17 protein-coding genes and 1 riboswitch are annotated in these 16,239 nt (G+C 54.7%); of the genes, 10 read left to right on the forward strand and 7 right to left on the reverse strand.

From position 1 onward, the window contains the following. Positions 1-8: 8 nt before the first annotated feature. Together motB and motA are read right to left on the reverse strand one after the other, a co-directional pair. Positions 9-830, reverse strand: a complete 822-nt coding sequence (gene motB, locus ACFSKT_RS30540) for a flagellar motor protein MotB (protein WP_377717479.1) — start codon at positions 828-830, stop codon at positions 9-11. Next, a complete protein-coding gene (motA, locus tag ACFSKT_RS30545; protein WP_377717480.1) occupies positions 823-1,614 on the reverse strand; it encodes a flagellar motor stator protein MotA in 792 nt (263 codons plus the stop codon). The genes motB and motA overlap by 8 nt, the downstream gene beginning before the upstream one ends. 271 nt (positions 1,615-1,885) lie before the next feature. Here motA and ACFSKT_RS30550 point away from each other — a divergent pair, with 271 nt between their 5' ends. Next, positions 1,886-2,179, forward strand: coding sequence for a hypothetical protein (locus tag ACFSKT_RS30550; protein WP_377717482.1), 294 nt, complete (start codon positions 1,886-1,888; stop codon positions 2,177-2,179). Positions 2,180-2,401: 222 nt separating this feature from the next. Further along, positions 2,402-2,496: riboswitch (cyclic di-GMP riboswitch) on the forward strand. Positions 2,497-2,526: 30 nt separating this feature from the next. Then, positions 2,527-2,649, forward strand: a complete 123-nt coding sequence (locus tag ACFSKT_RS30555) for a hypothetical protein (RefSeq protein WP_377717483.1) — start codon at positions 2,527-2,529, stop codon at positions 2,647-2,649. Positions 2,650-2,859: 210 nt separating this feature from the next. On the opposite strand, the gene ACFSKT_RS30560 is transcribed toward ACFSKT_RS30555, so the two are convergent. Both ACFSKT_RS30560 and ACFSKT_RS30565 read right to left on the reverse strand, forming a co-directional pair. Further along, positions 2,860-3,183 carry a DUF378 domain-containing protein gene (locus ACFSKT_RS30560; RefSeq protein WP_377717485.1) on the reverse strand — a complete coding sequence of 108 codons (324 nt, stop codon included), beginning with the start codon at positions 3,181-3,183 and terminating at the stop codon, positions 2,860-2,862. Positions 3,184-3,450: 267 nt separating this feature from the next. Beyond that, entirely contained in the window at positions 3,451-3,963 is a 513-nt protein-coding gene (locus tag ACFSKT_RS30565) for a GNAT family N-acetyltransferase (protein WP_377717487.1), read from the reverse strand. Positions 3,964-4,180: 217 nt separating this feature from the next. On the opposite strand from ACFSKT_RS30565, the gene ACFSKT_RS30570 reads away from it, so the two are divergent. The 3 genes from ACFSKT_RS30570 to ACFSKT_RS30580 all read left to right on the forward strand — a co-directional run bounded on the left by ACFSKT_RS30570 (position 4,181) and on the right by ACFSKT_RS30580 (position 7,072). Then, a complete protein-coding gene (locus tag ACFSKT_RS30570) occupies positions 4,181-5,047 on the forward strand; it encodes a sulfurtransferase (RefSeq protein WP_377717488.1) in 867 nt (288 codons plus the stop codon). 405 nt (positions 5,048-5,452) lie between these two features. Beyond that, positions 5,453-6,244: a VOC family protein gene (locus ACFSKT_RS30575; protein ID WP_377717489.1), complete on the forward strand. Its 792-nt coding sequence runs from the start codon at positions 5,453-5,455 to the stop codon at positions 6,242-6,244. Positions 6,245-6,268: 24 nt separating this feature from the next. Beyond that, positions 6,269-7,072, forward strand: a complete 804-nt coding sequence (locus tag ACFSKT_RS30580) for a helix-turn-helix domain-containing protein (RefSeq protein WP_377717490.1) — start codon at positions 6,269-6,271, stop codon at positions 7,070-7,072. 246 nt (positions 7,073-7,318) lie between these two features. Here ACFSKT_RS30580 and ACFSKT_RS30585 read toward each other — a convergent pair whose 3' ends face one another. Further along, the gene (locus tag ACFSKT_RS30585; protein ID WP_377717492.1) at positions 7,319-8,566 is read right to left on the reverse strand and encodes an NAD(P)/FAD-dependent oxidoreductase; all 1,248 of its coding nucleotides are present in this window, start codon (positions 8,564-8,566) and stop codon (positions 7,319-7,321) included. 283 nt (positions 8,567-8,849) lie between these two features. On the opposite strand from ACFSKT_RS30585, the gene ACFSKT_RS30590 reads away from it, so the two are divergent. From ACFSKT_RS30590 to ACFSKT_RS30605, 4 genes are all read left to right on the forward strand, one after another. Further along, positions 8,850-10,016 carry an epoxide hydrolase family protein gene (locus ACFSKT_RS30590; protein ID WP_377717493.1) on the forward strand — a complete coding sequence of 389 codons (1,167 nt, stop codon included), beginning with the start codon at positions 8,850-8,852 and terminating at the stop codon, positions 10,014-10,016. 207 nt (positions 10,017-10,223) lie between these two features. Next, on the forward strand, positions 10,224-11,141 hold the full coding sequence (locus ACFSKT_RS30595) for a helix-turn-helix transcriptional regulator (RefSeq protein ID WP_377717494.1): 918 nt from the start codon (positions 10,224-10,226) through the stop codon (positions 11,139-11,141). Between the two features lie 185 nt (positions 11,142-11,326). Then, on the forward strand, positions 11,327-11,776 hold the full coding sequence (locus tag ACFSKT_RS30600) for a MarR family winged helix-turn-helix transcriptional regulator (protein ID WP_377717495.1): 450 nt from the start codon (positions 11,327-11,329) through the stop codon (positions 11,774-11,776). A gap of 174 nt (positions 11,777-11,950) precedes the next feature. Beyond that, entirely contained in the window at positions 11,951-12,319 is a 369-nt protein-coding gene (locus ACFSKT_RS30605) for a VOC family protein (RefSeq protein WP_377717496.1), read from the forward strand. A gap of 75 nt (positions 12,320-12,394) precedes the next feature. On the opposite strand, the gene ACFSKT_RS30610 is transcribed toward ACFSKT_RS30605, so the two are convergent. Then, on the reverse strand, positions 12,395-14,221 hold the full coding sequence (locus tag ACFSKT_RS30610) for a rhamnogalacturonan lyase (protein ID WP_377717566.1): 1,827 nt from the start codon (positions 14,219-14,221) through the stop codon (positions 12,395-12,397). A gap of 440 nt (positions 14,222-14,661) precedes the next feature. Between ACFSKT_RS30610 and ACFSKT_RS30615 the strand changes: the two genes are divergently transcribed. Continuing rightward, positions 14,662-14,946: a DUF2277 domain-containing protein gene (locus tag ACFSKT_RS30615; RefSeq protein ID WP_377717498.1), complete on the forward strand. Its 285-nt coding sequence runs from the start codon at positions 14,662-14,664 to the stop codon at positions 14,944-14,946. A 200-nt stretch (positions 14,947-15,146) separates the two neighbouring features. Here the strand turns inward: ACFSKT_RS30615 and ACFSKT_RS30620 are convergent, their stop codons facing one another. After that, entirely contained in the window at positions 15,147-16,100 is a 954-nt protein-coding gene (locus ACFSKT_RS30620) for an ABC transporter substrate-binding protein (protein WP_377717499.1), read from the reverse strand. Positions 16,101-16,239 lie beyond the last annotated feature (139 nt).

The raw sequence follows: 16,239 nt of genomic DNA on the forward strand, positions 1-16,239 counted from the left end.
CTGCCGGATTACGGCGTCACCGGAAGATCGCTTGTGTTCGCTGCATCGATATACTTCCGGATGATCGACACTTCGACGCGGCGGTTCTTCGCGCGGTTGGCCGCGGTATTGTTGTCCTCGAGCGGACGATATTCCCCGTAACCGATCGCGCTGAAGTGGCGCGGATCCAAGCTTTTGTTGCTGAGCAGAATATCCATGAACCGAATCGCCCGGGAGGAGCTCAAATCCCAGTTCGACTTGAATTCCGACGTCGAGATCGGCTGGTTGTCCGTATGGCCGGAGACGACGATATCGTAGTCATTATAAGCCACAAGCATGTTGCCGATCGCGTAGGCAAGCTTGCGTGAATCGGTCTTGACCGTCGCGCTGCCGGAAGCGAACAGGGCGTTGTCGCTAATCGTAATCATGAGCTGGGACTGGTTGAGCTTCGTGTTAAGCTGCGTCGACAAGCCGTTCGCCTTGATATAATTGTCGACCTTCTTCTTCAAGTTCTCCAGTTCCTGCTGCTCTTTCTTTTTCTGCGCTTCGCGCTCCTTCGCCGCTTGCGATTGCCCTGCAGGGGAAGTCGCGTTATTCTCGTCTTTGTTCTGCTTCTTGCCGTCCACGGGACCGGTCTCCATAACCGAGGTGTTATCCAAAATGCCGTTGCCGCCGTTCAGCGCGCTGTTGAACGCTTGCGCCATTTCTTCGAATTTCTTGGCATCGACCGAGCTCATCGCGAATAATACGATAAAAAGCGCGAGCAGCAGGGTCAACAGGTCGGCATAGGGGATAAGCCAGGATTCGTCGACGTGCTCTTCATGATGGGCGTGCTTATGCTTTTTACTCACTCGCCGCTGCTCCCTTCTGCTCCAGCTTCGCGCGTTCGGTCGGCGTCAGGTAGACAGACAGCTTCTGGTTGATCGCCGTCGTGGATACGCCGGATTGGATGGACAGGAGACCTTCGACCATCATCGTTTTGATTTCAACCTCGCGTTTGGACAGACGCTTCAGTTTGTTGGAGATCGGGTGGCAGACAACGTAACCGACGAAGATGCCGAGGAGCGTTGCGATAAAGGCGCCGGCGATGGCATGCGCGAGTTTGTCCATGTCGCTCATGTCCTGCAGGGCCGCGATGAGACCGACCACGGCGCCAAGTACGCCGAGCGTCGGCGCGTACGTGCCGCCCTGCGTGAAGATTTGAGCGCCGACGCGGTGACGCTCTTCCGTAGCCGCGATATCTTCCATTAACACGTCATGCACGAGATCTTGGTCATTGCCGTCGATGATCATCCGCATGCCGTTGCGCAAGAAACCGTCTTGAATTTCCTCGACCTTCGACTCCAGCGCCAGCAGACCTTCACGGCGCGTAACAGACGCCCAGTCGACGAACATCGTGATAAGCTCTTCGCGTTTGATCAGCTTTTGCTCCTTGAAGATCAATTTGAAGAGCGTAGGCAATTTCATGACTTCCGCCATCGGGAATCCGATGAAGATCGTCGCGGCCGTTCCTCCGAAAATGATCAGGTAGGCGGCGGGAACCATGAGGGCTCCGAGCGGCGCGCCTTTCAGCACCATACCGACAAAAATAGAGATAATCGCGAGTACGACACCGATAAGCGTTGATTTTTCCATTCCTACACCCCATCTAATATAGTATTTAAATCGTTCGCGCTATACGCTGCATGCCGCGTAAGCCGGGCTATCCGGCGGTGGACGGTCGCTAGCAATTGGCTGACAAAAGATACGGCTTTTCGACACCATGTGCTCTATATTGTTTATCGTCAAAATCGGAACGAAAATTAGAGCATTTGCCCCGAAAAACAGGTATAACGTTAATTTTCCATGGAAATCGTGTAGAATGAACGGAAGGATTGCGGATTTCAAGGCAAAGGCGGCGATTGGAATGGGCGTCAAACACGCGAGGGAGTATAAAGAGATTTTGCAGGAGCTGACCGAGGCGATCGGATCCATCGGAGACGGCTATGTGTTCTTCGAAATGGAAGAGGAAGAATGGTCGCAAATGGAGGCGGGAGAGCGTCTGGACGTGCTTGAAGCGTTGGCGGATGACGTGTTCTACGGCCTTGGCGAGGACCCGGTGATTAAAGTGGGCGGCGGGCTGGTGGCGTACAGGGCGAAGCACCACTGCATCGAGGTGTCCATTGACGGGAAGGAAAGCCGGATTATTCGACTGGTCTAGCGTATACGGGCCAAGACGAACCTGCTGGCGAGACCGAATTACCAATGTAAACCACTTAAGAGAAGAGCGGCAGATCGTGAAATATCGGTCCAGCCGTTCTTTTATTTTAGTGGGAATTAAGGCCTATTTATGAACACGATGTTGAGCATATATTACCAGTGGACATCATGTGACAATGTTCATAGAATAGACACATAAGCAACGCAGAAAGTTCACAAAGAACTGCTGCTTGGGCAAACCTGACGAAAGTCAGCGGCGCAAAACCATAGGGTCTAAAGTCCTACATATGATGAGGGCTATGATAGCCGGTTGCGATTCACCCAACAACATGAGTAGAGGAGATTTTCATGGTGAATGTAGTAGCAGTTTTCAAAGGGATTGGCTTTGGCGTGGTCGCAATCGGCATGGTGCCGTTCATGTTCGCGAAAGCCTTGAAGGACTATGCAGATAGTATCGCGCCAATGCTGTAGGGGAAGCATCCCCTGGCCGTCATTCGTTTCAATCGTAGTCGCAGACTGGCGGCGAAGGATTGAGGCGGGGACGGCTTTTTTTATTCCACATGAATTAGCTCGTCCACCAAAACGGCGTCAGCCGGTTCACCTGGCTTGCCGCGCAAAAGAGCCCCGTGCCTAAGGCACGAGGCTGGCGGATGATCGAGCGGCGCGGGTGCTGCCTCAGGTTCACTCGTCCGAGACTTTGGCGAAGAAAGAGAGCCCATAAAGCGCTGACAAGCCGACAATGACATACACAATCCGGGTTACGACCGCATCGGTGCCGCCGAACAGCTCTTCCACGAGGTTCCACTCGAACAAGCCGACAAGCAACCAGTTTAAGCCCCCGAGAATGAGAACAGCCAAACTGACGATGTTCAAAACTTTCATCGGATCGCCTCCCGCGAACGTCTTGGCGAGCGAAGAGGCGGCGGCCCGGCCGGCAGACGGCGGCGGCACCCGCGCATGGATCGCGCCGTCCTCATTAATACCGCCCTTATCTTCGCTCATCATCAAAATATGCTGCCGGCGCAAGGGATAGACCAATTTTTGAAAGCGCTTTATTTTTGTGGACGGGAGGGGCGCAAGGCGTAGGCAATGCTCTCGTCTTACGGCCGCTTGGGCTCGTGGCGGTTTCCATCGTCCGGCGCATGCGTTCGGCCAGCCGCCTTGCCGGGTTCCGCGTTTTTCCTGCATGTGGTATTCCGATAGGCTGAATAAGACCCTGCTTGCGGGGGATGGCGAGAGCGGCGTTGTTCCGGCTAGCGATTACGAGCGGGGCTAGGATAGACGGTTGTAGTACACCATGCACAGGATCGACTGGACGCCGCTGGCAAGCGGCAGCTCATACCGATCGCTGACGACGAATCCGGCTCGCTCATAGACGGCAATGGCGCGTTCGTTCCACGTATGGACTTCGAGGTCGATCTCGTTGTCCGGGGCGCGGCGGATCGCTTCTTGCACGATCGCCTGGACGAAGCCCAGACCGACGCCGCGCCCGCATAGATCGGGCCGCAGGCCGAGCCCGAGCCGAGTGACGCCGGCAAGGGGGAAGAACTGCGCGAAGCCGATGAACGTGTCGTCCGCGTCGAGGACGGCGGCGTACTGCCCGCGACGAATCGTCGGGTCGCCGAATTCGCGTTCTTGTGCCTGCATATCGGCCCAGCTGAGCCATTGATAGAACGTATAAGGCGGCTCGTACCGCCACTCGCACAGCGCGGCGGCCAGCTCCTCCGTCAGCGGTGTCACCCGGTAGGGGAGCCGTGGCGGCGCAGGGATGGTTGAAGATAACATGCGGCGTACACTCCTTTGGGAATAGTATAGCAAAGTTCGGCGCCGCGCTTCATCCGAGCGGGATGTCCGGGTTGCCAAATCCCCCACTGGACAGGGGCGGCGCCCCTAGGCTACTGTAAGGAGGGAATACTCGCGCAGGCGAGCACATAAGGAATCAACGGGCGCGCCGGACGGAGAACGAATGCCGGTTCGGTCCCGAACATAGAGGAGAGATGGTATGAACGCAATCGTATCGGCGAAATGGGTATTGGCGCGCATGTACGAGCCGGACGTCGTGATCGTGGACTGCCGGTTCGCGCTGGGCAAGCCGGATTCGGGCCGTGAGGCATACGAGGAGTCGCATCTGCCGGGGGCGATCTATCTGGACTTGGAGCAGGACTTGTCCGCCCCGGTCGAGGCGGATGGGCGCGGCGGGCGGCATCCGCTGCCGGATCCGGCCGCGCTGGCGGCCAGAATCGGGAAGGCCGGCATCAGCAACGAATCGCGCGTCGTCGCCTATGACGATCAGGGCGGCGCGATGGCGTCCCGCCTGTGGTGGCTGCTGAAGTACCTCGGCCACGACAACGTGTCCGTCATGGACGGCGGCTTCAAAGGTTGGAAGGAAGCGGGCTTCCCGGTGACGGCCGAGCAGAAAATCACGATCCCGGCGCAGTTCCTCGCGACCGTGCAGCATAACTTGCTGGCGGAAGTATACGATGTGCAAGACGTCGTCGCCGGTGCGAAGCAGGCAACACTGATCGACTCGCGCGAGCCGGCTCGCTATCGCGGCGAAGTGGAACCGATCGATCGCGTGGCGGGCCACATCCCGGGCGCGAAGAATGTTCTGTGGACGGAAGGCCGCGGCGCGGACGGGCTGTGGAAGAGCGCGGAAGAGCAGGCGGCGCGCTTCGAGGGGCTCGGCCTTGCGAAGGACGACGAGATCATCGTCTACTGCGGCTCCGGCGTCACGGCCACGCCGAACGTGATGGCCTTGCAGGAAGCGGGCTACACGAACGTGAAGCTGTACGCGGGCAGCTGGAGCGATTGGATTAGTTATGAGGGGAATTCGATTGCCATCGGGAATGAAGAGAACCGAAAAGACTAATAGCCGTATTTTATGACGAATACACCGCCAAGTTGCCTAAAGGCTCTGGCGGTGTATTTTTAATGCCCCGAAGTCAACAAGGAGTCAACATAAGGTTCGTGAAAGTACTTTCAGAGTGATTCGAATCGTGTACTCCTATGAGTTAATAAAGAAAGGTCGAAATTCTGTGTCTTGGGACTCCGGCTTTTACTGTAATATTTGATTTTACTTTAACAAGAATGCTTTTTCGAACGTACCGCTCACCGCAGTACCAATTAAGTCAACACCTAAAGCGTGTCGAGAGGCAGGTCAACATGGAGTCAACACATTCAACAAATATATGGGAAAATAGATGTTGACCTTAAAGCAACTTTAAGGTGTATGATGATCTCGCCCGGGAATATTCCAAAAAGTGGGGTTACATATATGGAGACACCTAAGTTTAAGTTTGACGGCGGTTTTATTATGGTGCCGTGGGATCAGTTCGAAGAGGCAATCGAATGGTATCGCGAGAATATGGGTTGGCGATTGATAGGTACGGGTGATGGGCCGGTCGGCAGGAAGGCATTCTTTAAGATGCCTGGGACCGGACAAGCCAATTTGAAGTCGTTCGAAAGCGAACTAGACCACTTCACGTCTAAAGAGTACTCCGAAGGGAATTGCAGGTTTTGTTTCCGCACAGCCAATCTGGATTGGACACTGGAATACTTCGATAATCTAGGCATCGAATGCACCTCGCCGCGGAAAATGCCGGATCAAACACGGTCTGCCGATATTATCGCATTCGGAAATGTTCGCCTGACGTTAAGCGAAGACAGGAAACTGGAAGGTAAATTCCCGGAATCGCGCGTCATTCAATACGCTGCCAAGCCACTTTGGTTAGGCGTCTCCGATTTAGAGGCTTCAATCAATTGGTATGGGCGGATACTCGGATGGGAACAATCGAAGAAAAATTTTCAAGATCGAGGATTTGCACTGATGCGTGAAACATGGGACTCCGTCTGGCTGGAAAAAGTAAACGTCGAGCGATCACCGAAAAAGGCCAATCCAGGAGCCAGGTTATACTTCAGGATTAAAAAGCAAGAAGATCTGCATAAAACGAATGAATGGCTCAAAGAACAGGGGATCGAAGCCTCCGATATCGTAGGAGACCGGTGGAAGGGGTTCCACTTTTATGATCCGGACGGTAATCGGTTGAATGTATGGAGTTATTATTAATGAGGTTGGCAGGAGGAGGATCCGTTGAAAACAAGCATGACCATCCAGAGCTTTGCCGAACGGACGGGTCTTCCCGCCAGCACGCTTCGTTATTACGATAAAGAAGGACTGTTGAAGCCGAGTTATCGGGCGGAGAACGATTATCGATTTTATCAAGAGGATCAGATTTCGAGCGCATTGAAGATTCATACACTTCGACAGGCAGGTATCGGTCTGCTTGAGATCCGTCGATATCTGGAAGCAGATGCCGCCGGACAGGCAGGCTGGCTGCGTAAATGGCTTCAGGACGTAGATGCGAAACTGTTAGCGCTCAATGTGGCCAAACAATATCTGGAAGGCGTTGATTCCGTTGATGAGCATATCCGGTTGGTCAGATGGTCTCATCCGACGAGGATGCTCTGGTTTCGGCATCGCGTCAGGCGCCAGCTTAATCCGTTCGCTCAGGCCATAGATGAAAGAGCGGCTTACTTAGAAAAGCAAGGGCTATTGCATACGAAAGAAGCTTATGTGCAACAGGAACAAATCATCGGCGATGAGATGAGCGGAAAAATTGGTTTTCGAATACCCGTGAAGACAGTCTTGGCAGATGATTGGAAGCATAACAATGAGGTTGAAGTTGAAGTTTTACAACCTACGCTGTTTGTTACACTGGATTGCTTGGCGAACGATCCATATGCTTGCTTTAGTTTAATGCTTGTCTTGCAATCGTTCGGATTCGAGCCGGCCGGACCGAATCTTGAGCGTTATCAGCTTAACGATAAGCTGCATTACCAATGGATGATTCCTGTGGTTCACGGTCAAGGAACGGAACCTCTTACAGAAGATTAATGAGATCGGTAAATGACAGCTGGAGCGATTGGATTACGTACGGACATAACCCGGTCGCAACCGGAGACGAGGAAGTACCGAGCAAGGTGTAACAGGATAGAGATTGTGAATACATCGTCGGGGCCTATAGGACTCGGCGATGTATTTTTTATGCCCCGAAGTCAACATGGATTCAGGCAATGCGGAGGCGGATGGGGAAGAGGCCGGGATGTCTGCCATCCGGCCCAGTCTTACCGTTACAAGCAATCAGCTGCTCTTGCTCTCCTCCAGCTGGACCTCCAACAGAGGCCGATTCTGCAAATACAGCGCCAAGTCAGGACTATGCCCTTCGACGATGTCCTGAACGATAATCTTGGCCAGCATCTGACTGTATACCGTTCCGTTGTCGCCGTATGCGAGCAAGAAGTAGCTGTTCGGATACTCCTCGTACTTGCCGATAATGGGCAAGCCGTCTACCATCCCGCCGTAAAAAGCCGCAGAATAGAAGGCGGGCTCTACCCGAATGTCGGGGAACATGCGGTTGAACTCGGTAAGCAGCTTATCCTTCTTATGAATCAGCTTGCTGTCTCGATCCTCCGAATAAGTTGTATTATCGTCCAGGCCGCCGACGATGATCCGGTTGTCGACCGTTGTACGCATATATAAATACGGGCGTGCCGTTTCCCAGAGGAGCGTTCTATTGTACCAAGAGGAAAGGTCCGCAACAGGATGAGTCGTAACGGTGTAGGTGCTCACGAAAGAGGCTTGCTTCTCTTTGCGGATATCCATATTCTCGTAGCCGGCTGCAAATATGACATGTCGTGCGTTAAGTTCGCTTCCTGTTTTCGTCGTGACGATCATGCGCTGCTGCTGCCGATCGTAATGATGGCCGTTCATCTCGGTATGTTCATAGATCCGGACACCCCGAATGGCCGCGTATTGAAATAACGCATGGGTGAATTTGTATGGATTTAGCTCACCATCGTTATAGGAGTAGATCGCTGCGTCTCGACGGAATGGATATCTTTCTTGGATTTGCTCTCGACTCCAAAAATCGATGTCAATGCCATGCTGCTTGATGAATTCGTATTCGATTCGCAATCGGTCAACATCCTCTGGACAGCTCGCGGCATATAGGGTGTCTCTGCGCCGGAATTCGCAATCGATGTCCACACTTCGAGAGGCAGCTTCGATTTCGTCGATGGCCTCTTTGAGCAGCTTCAGGTGCCGCCCAATGTACGCCTCCCCGAAGGTATGGACCAACGAGGTGAACATCTTCTCCCCTGAATATTGAATGATCGCGGTGTTCGTGCTCGTGCTGCCGCCTCCGATGCTCCCTTTTTCCAAAACAACGACCTTTAATCCACTGCCGGCCAAATAATAGGCGCACTGTGCGGCAGAACTCCCGCCCCCGATAATGACCACATCACAAGTGAGGTTTTCCTCTAGAGCGGGATAGGATGGGGCATCAGGGAAGGTGGTTGGCCAATAATAAAGTCCCGTTTGTAAGTTCATGTTGTACCCCCGGCAGTAAGAATTCCATGTATACTATATCCAAACTCGTATTGCATATACAGAAACAACGAATCGAAGATATGGGGCAAGCATAATTGGAAATACGACGGTCTGGGGTGAAGTGCAGGCATAGGAAGCGGAGATAGATTCCCCGATTACTCAATCCACTTCAAGATTTTAAATAAAAAGTACGCCGAGCACCCTGACATCATGTTGTCAGGGTGCTTCGTTTAGGATAGATCGTGTAAGCCAAAGAACGAACCCATTTCGAGGAGGGAATTTAATGACAAATTCAAGAACCAACGTTTCCGAGGTAAGTACAGAAGTTCGGCCGTTCCATATCTCCGTGCCGCAGGACGATCTTGATGACCTTCGGATTCGGTTGTCCCGGACTCGCTGGCCGGATGCGTTAGGTGAGGCAGGCTGGAAATATGGGGTTTCGCTCGACTATGTGAAAGAGTTAGCGGCCTATTGGCAACAAGAATTCAATTGGCGTAAATTCGAGGACCGCTTAAACGAGTACCCTCAATTCACCACGTCTATCGATGGCGCCAACATTCACTTTTTGCATGTTCGTTCGCCTGAACCTGACGCATTGCCGCTCCTGCTTACTCATGCGTGGCCCAGTTCGATTGTCGAGTTCTTGGAATTAATCGGTCCGCTCAGCGATCCTCGCAATCACGGCGGCGATCCGGCTCAAGCATTCCACTTGGTCATTCCTTCCGTACCGGGATTTGGATTTTCAGGGCCGGTGCTTGAATCCGGCTGGGATATAGCACGCATAGCTAGAGCGTGGGATGTATTAATGAAGCGCCTCGGATACACGGAATACGGTGCGCACGGCAGCGATTGCGGCGCGCTTGTGTCCAGAGAACTCGGCATTCAGAAGCCGGAAGGTCTTCGCGGCATCCATGTGCTGCAGCTGTTCTCGTTCCCTTCCGGAGATCCGGCGGAGATGGCCGACTTATCGGAAGAAGATCTGCAAAAACTTCAATTCCTGGCTAATTTCCAGGAACGGGCAGGCTTTAATTCGATCCAATCCACACGTCCGCAAACACTCTCCTATGGGCTGGCAGACTCGCCGTCAGGTCAGCTTGCCTGGATTGCCGAGTTATTTTGCGGCTTTGGGGACCATGTGGATTTTATCGACCGGGATGCATTCCTGGCTAACGTCACGTTGTATTGGTTGACCAACACGGCGGAATCGTCCGCTCGCTTGTATTATGAGAATGCGCACAATCAAGGCCAGGAGCCGCAGGGCGTGAATTCGACCCCGACTGGCGTGGCTGTATTCGGACATGATTTCAAATCAATGAAGCGTTTTGCCGAACGAGATAACACGAATATTGTACACTGGTCGGAATTTGAACGCGGCACCCATTTTGCTGCGATGGATGCGCCGGATCTTCTCATCCCTGACATCCAGTCGTTCTTCCGGAGATTCCGTTAACGCTGAAATAATAATAGGGTGATACAAGGTGGGAGCAATAACACGAGTAAAGTGGCGAAGCTCCCCATCTTGCTGCCTGGGGTATTATTTTTCATCCATTCGTTAGGACATGGAAGGCTTGGGCGGGCAAACGTAGAACTAAAATAGGAAATAGATGGAATCACCTGCCTATGCAGGGTTCCAGGATTTCATATTGGAGGTCGTTCTATGAAACTGGACCGCTTGCTCGCGATTACGATGACCTTATTGAATCAACCCCGCGTCAGCGCTACTGACCTAGCCAAGCGATTTGAGGTTTCATTGCGAACGATCTATCGCGACATGGAAGCGATCAATCAAGCGGGAATCCCTATCGTGTCTTTCGCCGGATCCGATGGAGGGTATGAGATTATGCAGGGCTACCGATTGGAAAAACAGGTGTTATCGTTGGAGGATTTCTCATCCATTTGCTCAGCCTTGCGCGGGGTACGGTCGGCTACGGATTATTCCGAAATCGATCGCTTAATCGAACGAATTGGTGCGTTAATGCCAGGGCAAAAAGCAGCTGGAGATCAGATTCATGTGGTGCTCGATTTCAAGCCGGCGCCAAACGATAAAGTGCATATAGCTCCCATCCATCAGGCCATTAAAGACCTTCGACTCATTTCATTTACATACCTCGATAACAAAGGTTCAGAAACTAGGCGGAAACTGGAGCCGATGGGGCTTTTCCTAAAGGGATATGTTTGGTATGTATATGGCTATTGTCTGACACGAATGGATATCCGCGTATTTCGCTTGTCCCGTATAGGAGAACTGAGGGTTTTGCCGGAACCATTTGTGCGGCGAAACTATACACTGCAGGATGTCGAACAGCAATTCATGAGTCGAGCCGATTTTAAGAACGTGCAAGCTGTATTACGCTTCCAGCCGGAGATGAAGACACGGGTACGCGATGAATTCGGCTTCGATTCCGTCCTCGTCAACTCCGATGAAACCTTGTCCCTGACGACCTATTTTTCATCCATGGAACGGGCGCTTCAGAAAATCTTGAGCTACGGCAGTATGGTGAAGGTGATCGAACCTCCGGAGCTAATCATGCATGTGCAGCGTGAAATCGAGAAAATGGCTGAGCTTTATGAGTAAGCGTGGATAAGAGCGAGCATATGAAGAGGAGCTATCACCCTGCCATTACCGTGGCTTGGCAGATAAGCTCCTTGGTGTTTGAAAGGAACATTCAACTTCCGATCTCACCCTAATAGTTGCAATACCCTCCTATTAGGCATACACTGTAATTAGTTGCAATGACATCCTATTTGGGGGTGATTGAGTTGGAGAACGGATGGACGCCTGCGGGCCGGGGAGCTTCCGAATCCCATGGTCCATACATTTCCGCGATCTATCGCCATATGCAGGTGCTGATTTCGACCGAGCTGGCGCCATACCGGATCGGCAGCGGGCAGTATATTTTCCTCATGGCGATTGCGTACCAAGAGGCGACAACGCAGAAAGCGCTGAGCGAGATGCTGCTCATCGACAAGACGACGACCGCCAAGGCGATCGCCAAATTAGAATCCGAGGGTTATGTGCGGCGGGAAGTCGACCCGGCCGACAACCGCTATCAGCTGCTGTATTTGACGGAAGCGGGGCGCAGCGTGGTGCCGAAGGTGCAGGAGGCGTTGGATCGCGTGAAGAGCAGGACCCGCAAGGGCATCAACGACGAGCAGTACGAGGTTATGATGGGCTTGCTCAAGACGGTGCTTCGGAATTTGAGCGAGTAGCGCATGCGCGGGCGACGATGAGGTCGATATACGAGCGCGCAAGATGGTGGTGAAGGATCGTACGGTGCGGATGGCAGCGGCGCAGACATCCTGTGGAAGAGTGCGAGGAGTCGCCGTGTTCGAATGGCCGTGAATGTAAGAGAGCGAATCGCATAATCTTGAGGAGGAATGAAGATGATGACGGTTTTTCCTTTCATCGTGGTAGACAATTGCATGGACGAGATCCAGTATTACCAGCGTATTTTGGGCGGGGAAATTTCGATTCTGCGCAAAAATGGCGAGGACGTGTGGAATGCGGACCTTCTTCTCGAAGGCGCGACGCTGAAGTTCGCCGATTCACAAGCCGCGAAGCCGGCCGCCAAAGGCGATTACGTGCGCGTGTTCTTGAAGCTGGATGACGAAGCGGCATTTCGGCATGTGTATGAACGGTTCGCGGCCGACGGTACGATCAACACGGAAGCCTACGAGGCACCGTTCAACGGCTTGCTGGCCATCGTGACCGACCGGAACGGCGTGTGCTGGGTGCTCTCGTACTATCGATAAAAGCGCGACGCGCAAACAAAGGCGAGACCGTACGATGCCGTACGGTCTCGCGCTATTGGTGGCCGAAGCGAAGGATTAAGGCGTATAAATGCTCGGTTGTGCCGGCGTGCTCATGCCGCTGCCCAGGTAAAAGCCCGGGTGCGGCGGTTGATTATAGCCCGCATTCTGCCAGGCGATCGCGGTCCGGTAGGTGGAGTCGTGCATCAGCGTGTAGAAGCGGCTTGCGGACTCGTACGGCGTCGCGTATATCCGCAGCGCCGCATTATCGCTGCGGCGCCAGATGACCTCCTCGCGCCAGTCGCCGAACAAGTCGGCCTGCAGCATGGGGTTGCCCTTCGTGCCGTTGTTGCTGGCCGTGCCGGTAGCTGTCAGCAGCCGCGTCGCGCTCTGGGAAGCGGGCACCCACTTATCGATGATGCCGGTCCCGCCCGTGTGATCGAGCAGCTCGCGGGTCAAGTCGCCGTCCCACCAAATACCGAAATTAATCGAGGGCGGAATCGTGCCGCTGATCAGCGCGCCGGTGGCCGAGCGCAGGCCAACCCCGTTGGAAGCCCATTGTTCGTTGCCGGGATAACGGTCGTCGATATCGGCCGACATGCCGCGCCCGGTATCGGCTCCGGTCGAGACGCCCCACAGGACGGCGCCCGAGCTTGGATCGTACATGTACGCCCCGTATGCCGCGCCGGTGCTCTCGTTCACTTTGAACACTTCCATCCCCGCGCGGGCCGGATTCAGATCCCCGGCATGCAGCGCGTCGCCATGGCCTAGCTTCGTATTCGTCTTCTGGGCGCCGTTGTCGTCGATGACCAGCGCGCCGTAGACGATCTCGTCCTTGCCGTCCGCATCCGCGTCGATGACGCTCAGGCTGTGATTGCCCTGGCCGGCCGTGCCCGAGTTGGTCGAGCTGTTGCTGTCGAACGTCCAGCGGCGGGTTAACGCGCCGCCCCGCCAGTCATAGGCGACGACGACCGAACGGGTATAGTAACCGCGCGCCATAATAATGCTCGGCCGTACGCCGTCCAAGTAGGCGACGGCCGCCAGGAAGCGGTCGACGCGGTTGCCATAGCTGTCCCCCCAGCTGGAGACGGTGCCCCGCGGCGGGAGATAGTCGGCAGTGGTCAGCGCTTTGCCTGTGTCGCCCGCGAACACCGTCAAGTACTCCGGTCCGCTCAGAATATACCCGCTGCTGTTTCGGTAATCCGCGCTTGCGCTGCCGATGACCGCACCGGTGCCGTCGACGGTGCCGTCCGCCGTCTTCACGACGATTTCCGCTTTGCGGTCGCCATCGAAATCGTAGACCAGGAACGGGGAGTAATGCGCCCCCGCCCGGATATTGCGCCCGAGGTCGATGCGCCATTTGCGCGTCCCGTTCCATTCGTACGCATCCAAATAGACGTTGCCGGTATAGCCGGATTGCGAGTTGTCCTTGGCGTTGGATGGGTCCCACTTCAATACGATCTCGTACTCGCCATCGCCGTCAAGGTCGCCTACGCTGGCATCGTTCGGGCTGTACGTATAGCTCACGCCGTCGGGCGTCGTGCCGCCGGCCGGACGCTGAAGCGGAACGTCGAGGTAGCCGTTCGCCCAGACTGGGGCGGAGGCCGAGGCCGCCTGCTCGACGCCGCCTACGACTGCGCGCACCGTATAGGTCGAGCTCGTCGTGCCGGATGGATCCAGCAGATTCGTCTTCGTCGTGATCGGCGAGGCGTTCAGCTTCGTACTGCCCCGGTACACGTTGAACGCCGTCGACGCCGCCTCCGTCCCGAGCAGCCGCCAGCTGACGAGCACGCCCCCGCTGACTTTGACGGCGGTTACCCCGCGGCTGAGCGACTCCATCTGGCGCGGCGTTGCCGCCGATGTCTCGTTCGGCGACACAGGCCAGACGGCGAGCGTGCCGAGCATGGCCGCGCAGCAGGCGACCCAGCATATGCGGGCCAAGCGTAATTTTTTCATCATTTCTCATCCTCCTTGAATGTGGAATACGCAGTCTGACTTTGTTGAGAAAGCGCTACCAACCCTCCCTTCGCGAAAGCCGCGCAGAAGCAAAGCAAGCGCTTCTACCGGCCTAAGGCCACTATAGGGGATGAGGAATCCGGATTTATAGTCAAAAATCCGGTTAAAGACGTTAAAAATCCGTCTTTCGCCCAGAAATGCAAGCGGGTGCTGGCTTCCCGGGCAAGAGCAGCTCGAAAAGGCAGGAGCGGGTAAGAGAAGCGGCAAGTGACCGCAATAGGAGGGAGCGGGAAGGTCTTGGCCGATTTGCGAAATCCTTATGGAGGATCGGTTGTGAAGTAGGCTACACTGGATTGTATAGGAAGATACATGAAGAAAGGATGACGCCCATGTGCCGGAATATTAAAACGTTATTCAACTTCGAGCCGGCGGCTAGCGAATACGAAGTGAGAGCGGCGGCTGTCCAGTTCGTGCGTAAGCTGTCTGGCTTCAACAAACCGTCGAAAGCGAACGAGGAGGCGTTCCAGCTCGCGGTCGAGGAGGTGACCGCGGCGGCCCAGAAGCTGCTCGGTTCGCTCGTAACGTCGGCGGAGCCGCGCAACCGGGAGGTCGAAGCGGAGAGGGCCAAGATCCGTTCGGCCAAGCGGTTCGGCACGGCGAGCGACGGACAATAGAGTTCATACGGCTGTCGGCCGGCAGGAACTGAGCGGCATGATACGTGATCCTGATGAGCGGCCCGGCGTAGGCGATATCCGATACGTACAGGCCAGTCTCGTCCAGGCAGACACAAAGAGAGCATGCCTTGCGATTCTCGCAGGGCATGCTCTCCTCTTTATGGGGGCAATCGAAATGCAGCTCGCGTACGCGATGCCGCTTAATTGCCTGTGTATAATTTCGTTTTCGTCAAGGCTTCGACGAATGCGATTTTGCTGTACGCCGTACCGCCTTGCGCCAACGGATCGACGAGGTTGACGAAGACGTTGCCGTTCTTCGACGCCTTGAGGTTTTTCCAGATCGGTTTCTTCTGCAGGTCCTGCAGCGCCTTCTCTTTATCCTTGTTCTCTTCCGCCGCGAATTGGACGAACAGATAATCCGGATTGATCGACGCGAGGCCTTCCAGCGACAGATTCTGCTGCGCCTTCGCCTGGCTGATTTCCTTCGGCACGGCAGCGCCAAGGTTCGCGTAGATCGAAGGGTTGAAGAAGACATCTTTCGGATAGACGAACAAGTTACCGGAGCGAATGCGCACGGCGACGACGGTTTTGCCTTTAAATTTCGGCGCGACCTTCGCTTTGACCGAAGCAAGCTGCTTCTGGTAGTCGAGGATCGCTTTCGTCGCTTCCGCTTTCTTGCCCGTCAGCGCCGCCAGCAGCTTCAGGTTGTCAACCCAGTCCGTCGAAATGTGGGAGACCGGGATAACCGTCGCGATTTTCGCCAGCTTTTTGTTCGTCTCTTCCGGGAACTTCGTGCTGCTGAGGATGACATCCGGCTTCAGCTTCAAAATCGCTTCGAGGTCCGGTTCCGTTTTCTCGCCGATCGCCGTTACGCCGGCCGTGATTTTCGAGAACAGCTTCGGAAATTCGCCGCCTACCGTCAGGGCGCCCTTCGGCTTGAAGTTCAGCACGAGCGCGTCTTCCAGCGACTCGACCGAACCGGTGATAACGATGTTGTTCGTTTTCGCCGGAACCGTGTACGTCTGTCCGTTATAAGTGATTTTCTGCGTGGCCGCCGTGCTTACGCTCGCCGCCGTCGCAACCGCGCCTGCCGCCGACCCGACGCCCAGCGCCAGCACGCATGCCAATACGAGACTCTTCATGCTCTTTCTCATGACCCGTTCACTCTCCATAGTCAATAATGATAATCATTATCACTTATCATAGAGAAAGCGGGACAAACTGAACATGGATTTTCTCCGGAATTCGTCTGGACATTTTTCGGAAATGGGCACAAAGGGGTGTTCGGGTCCT

The organism is Paenibacillus xanthanilyticus, assembly GCF_042682185.1.
Taxonomy (GTDB): Bacteria; Bacillota; Bacilli; order Paenibacillales; family Paenibacillaceae; genus Paenibacillus_Z; species Paenibacillus_Z xanthanilyticus.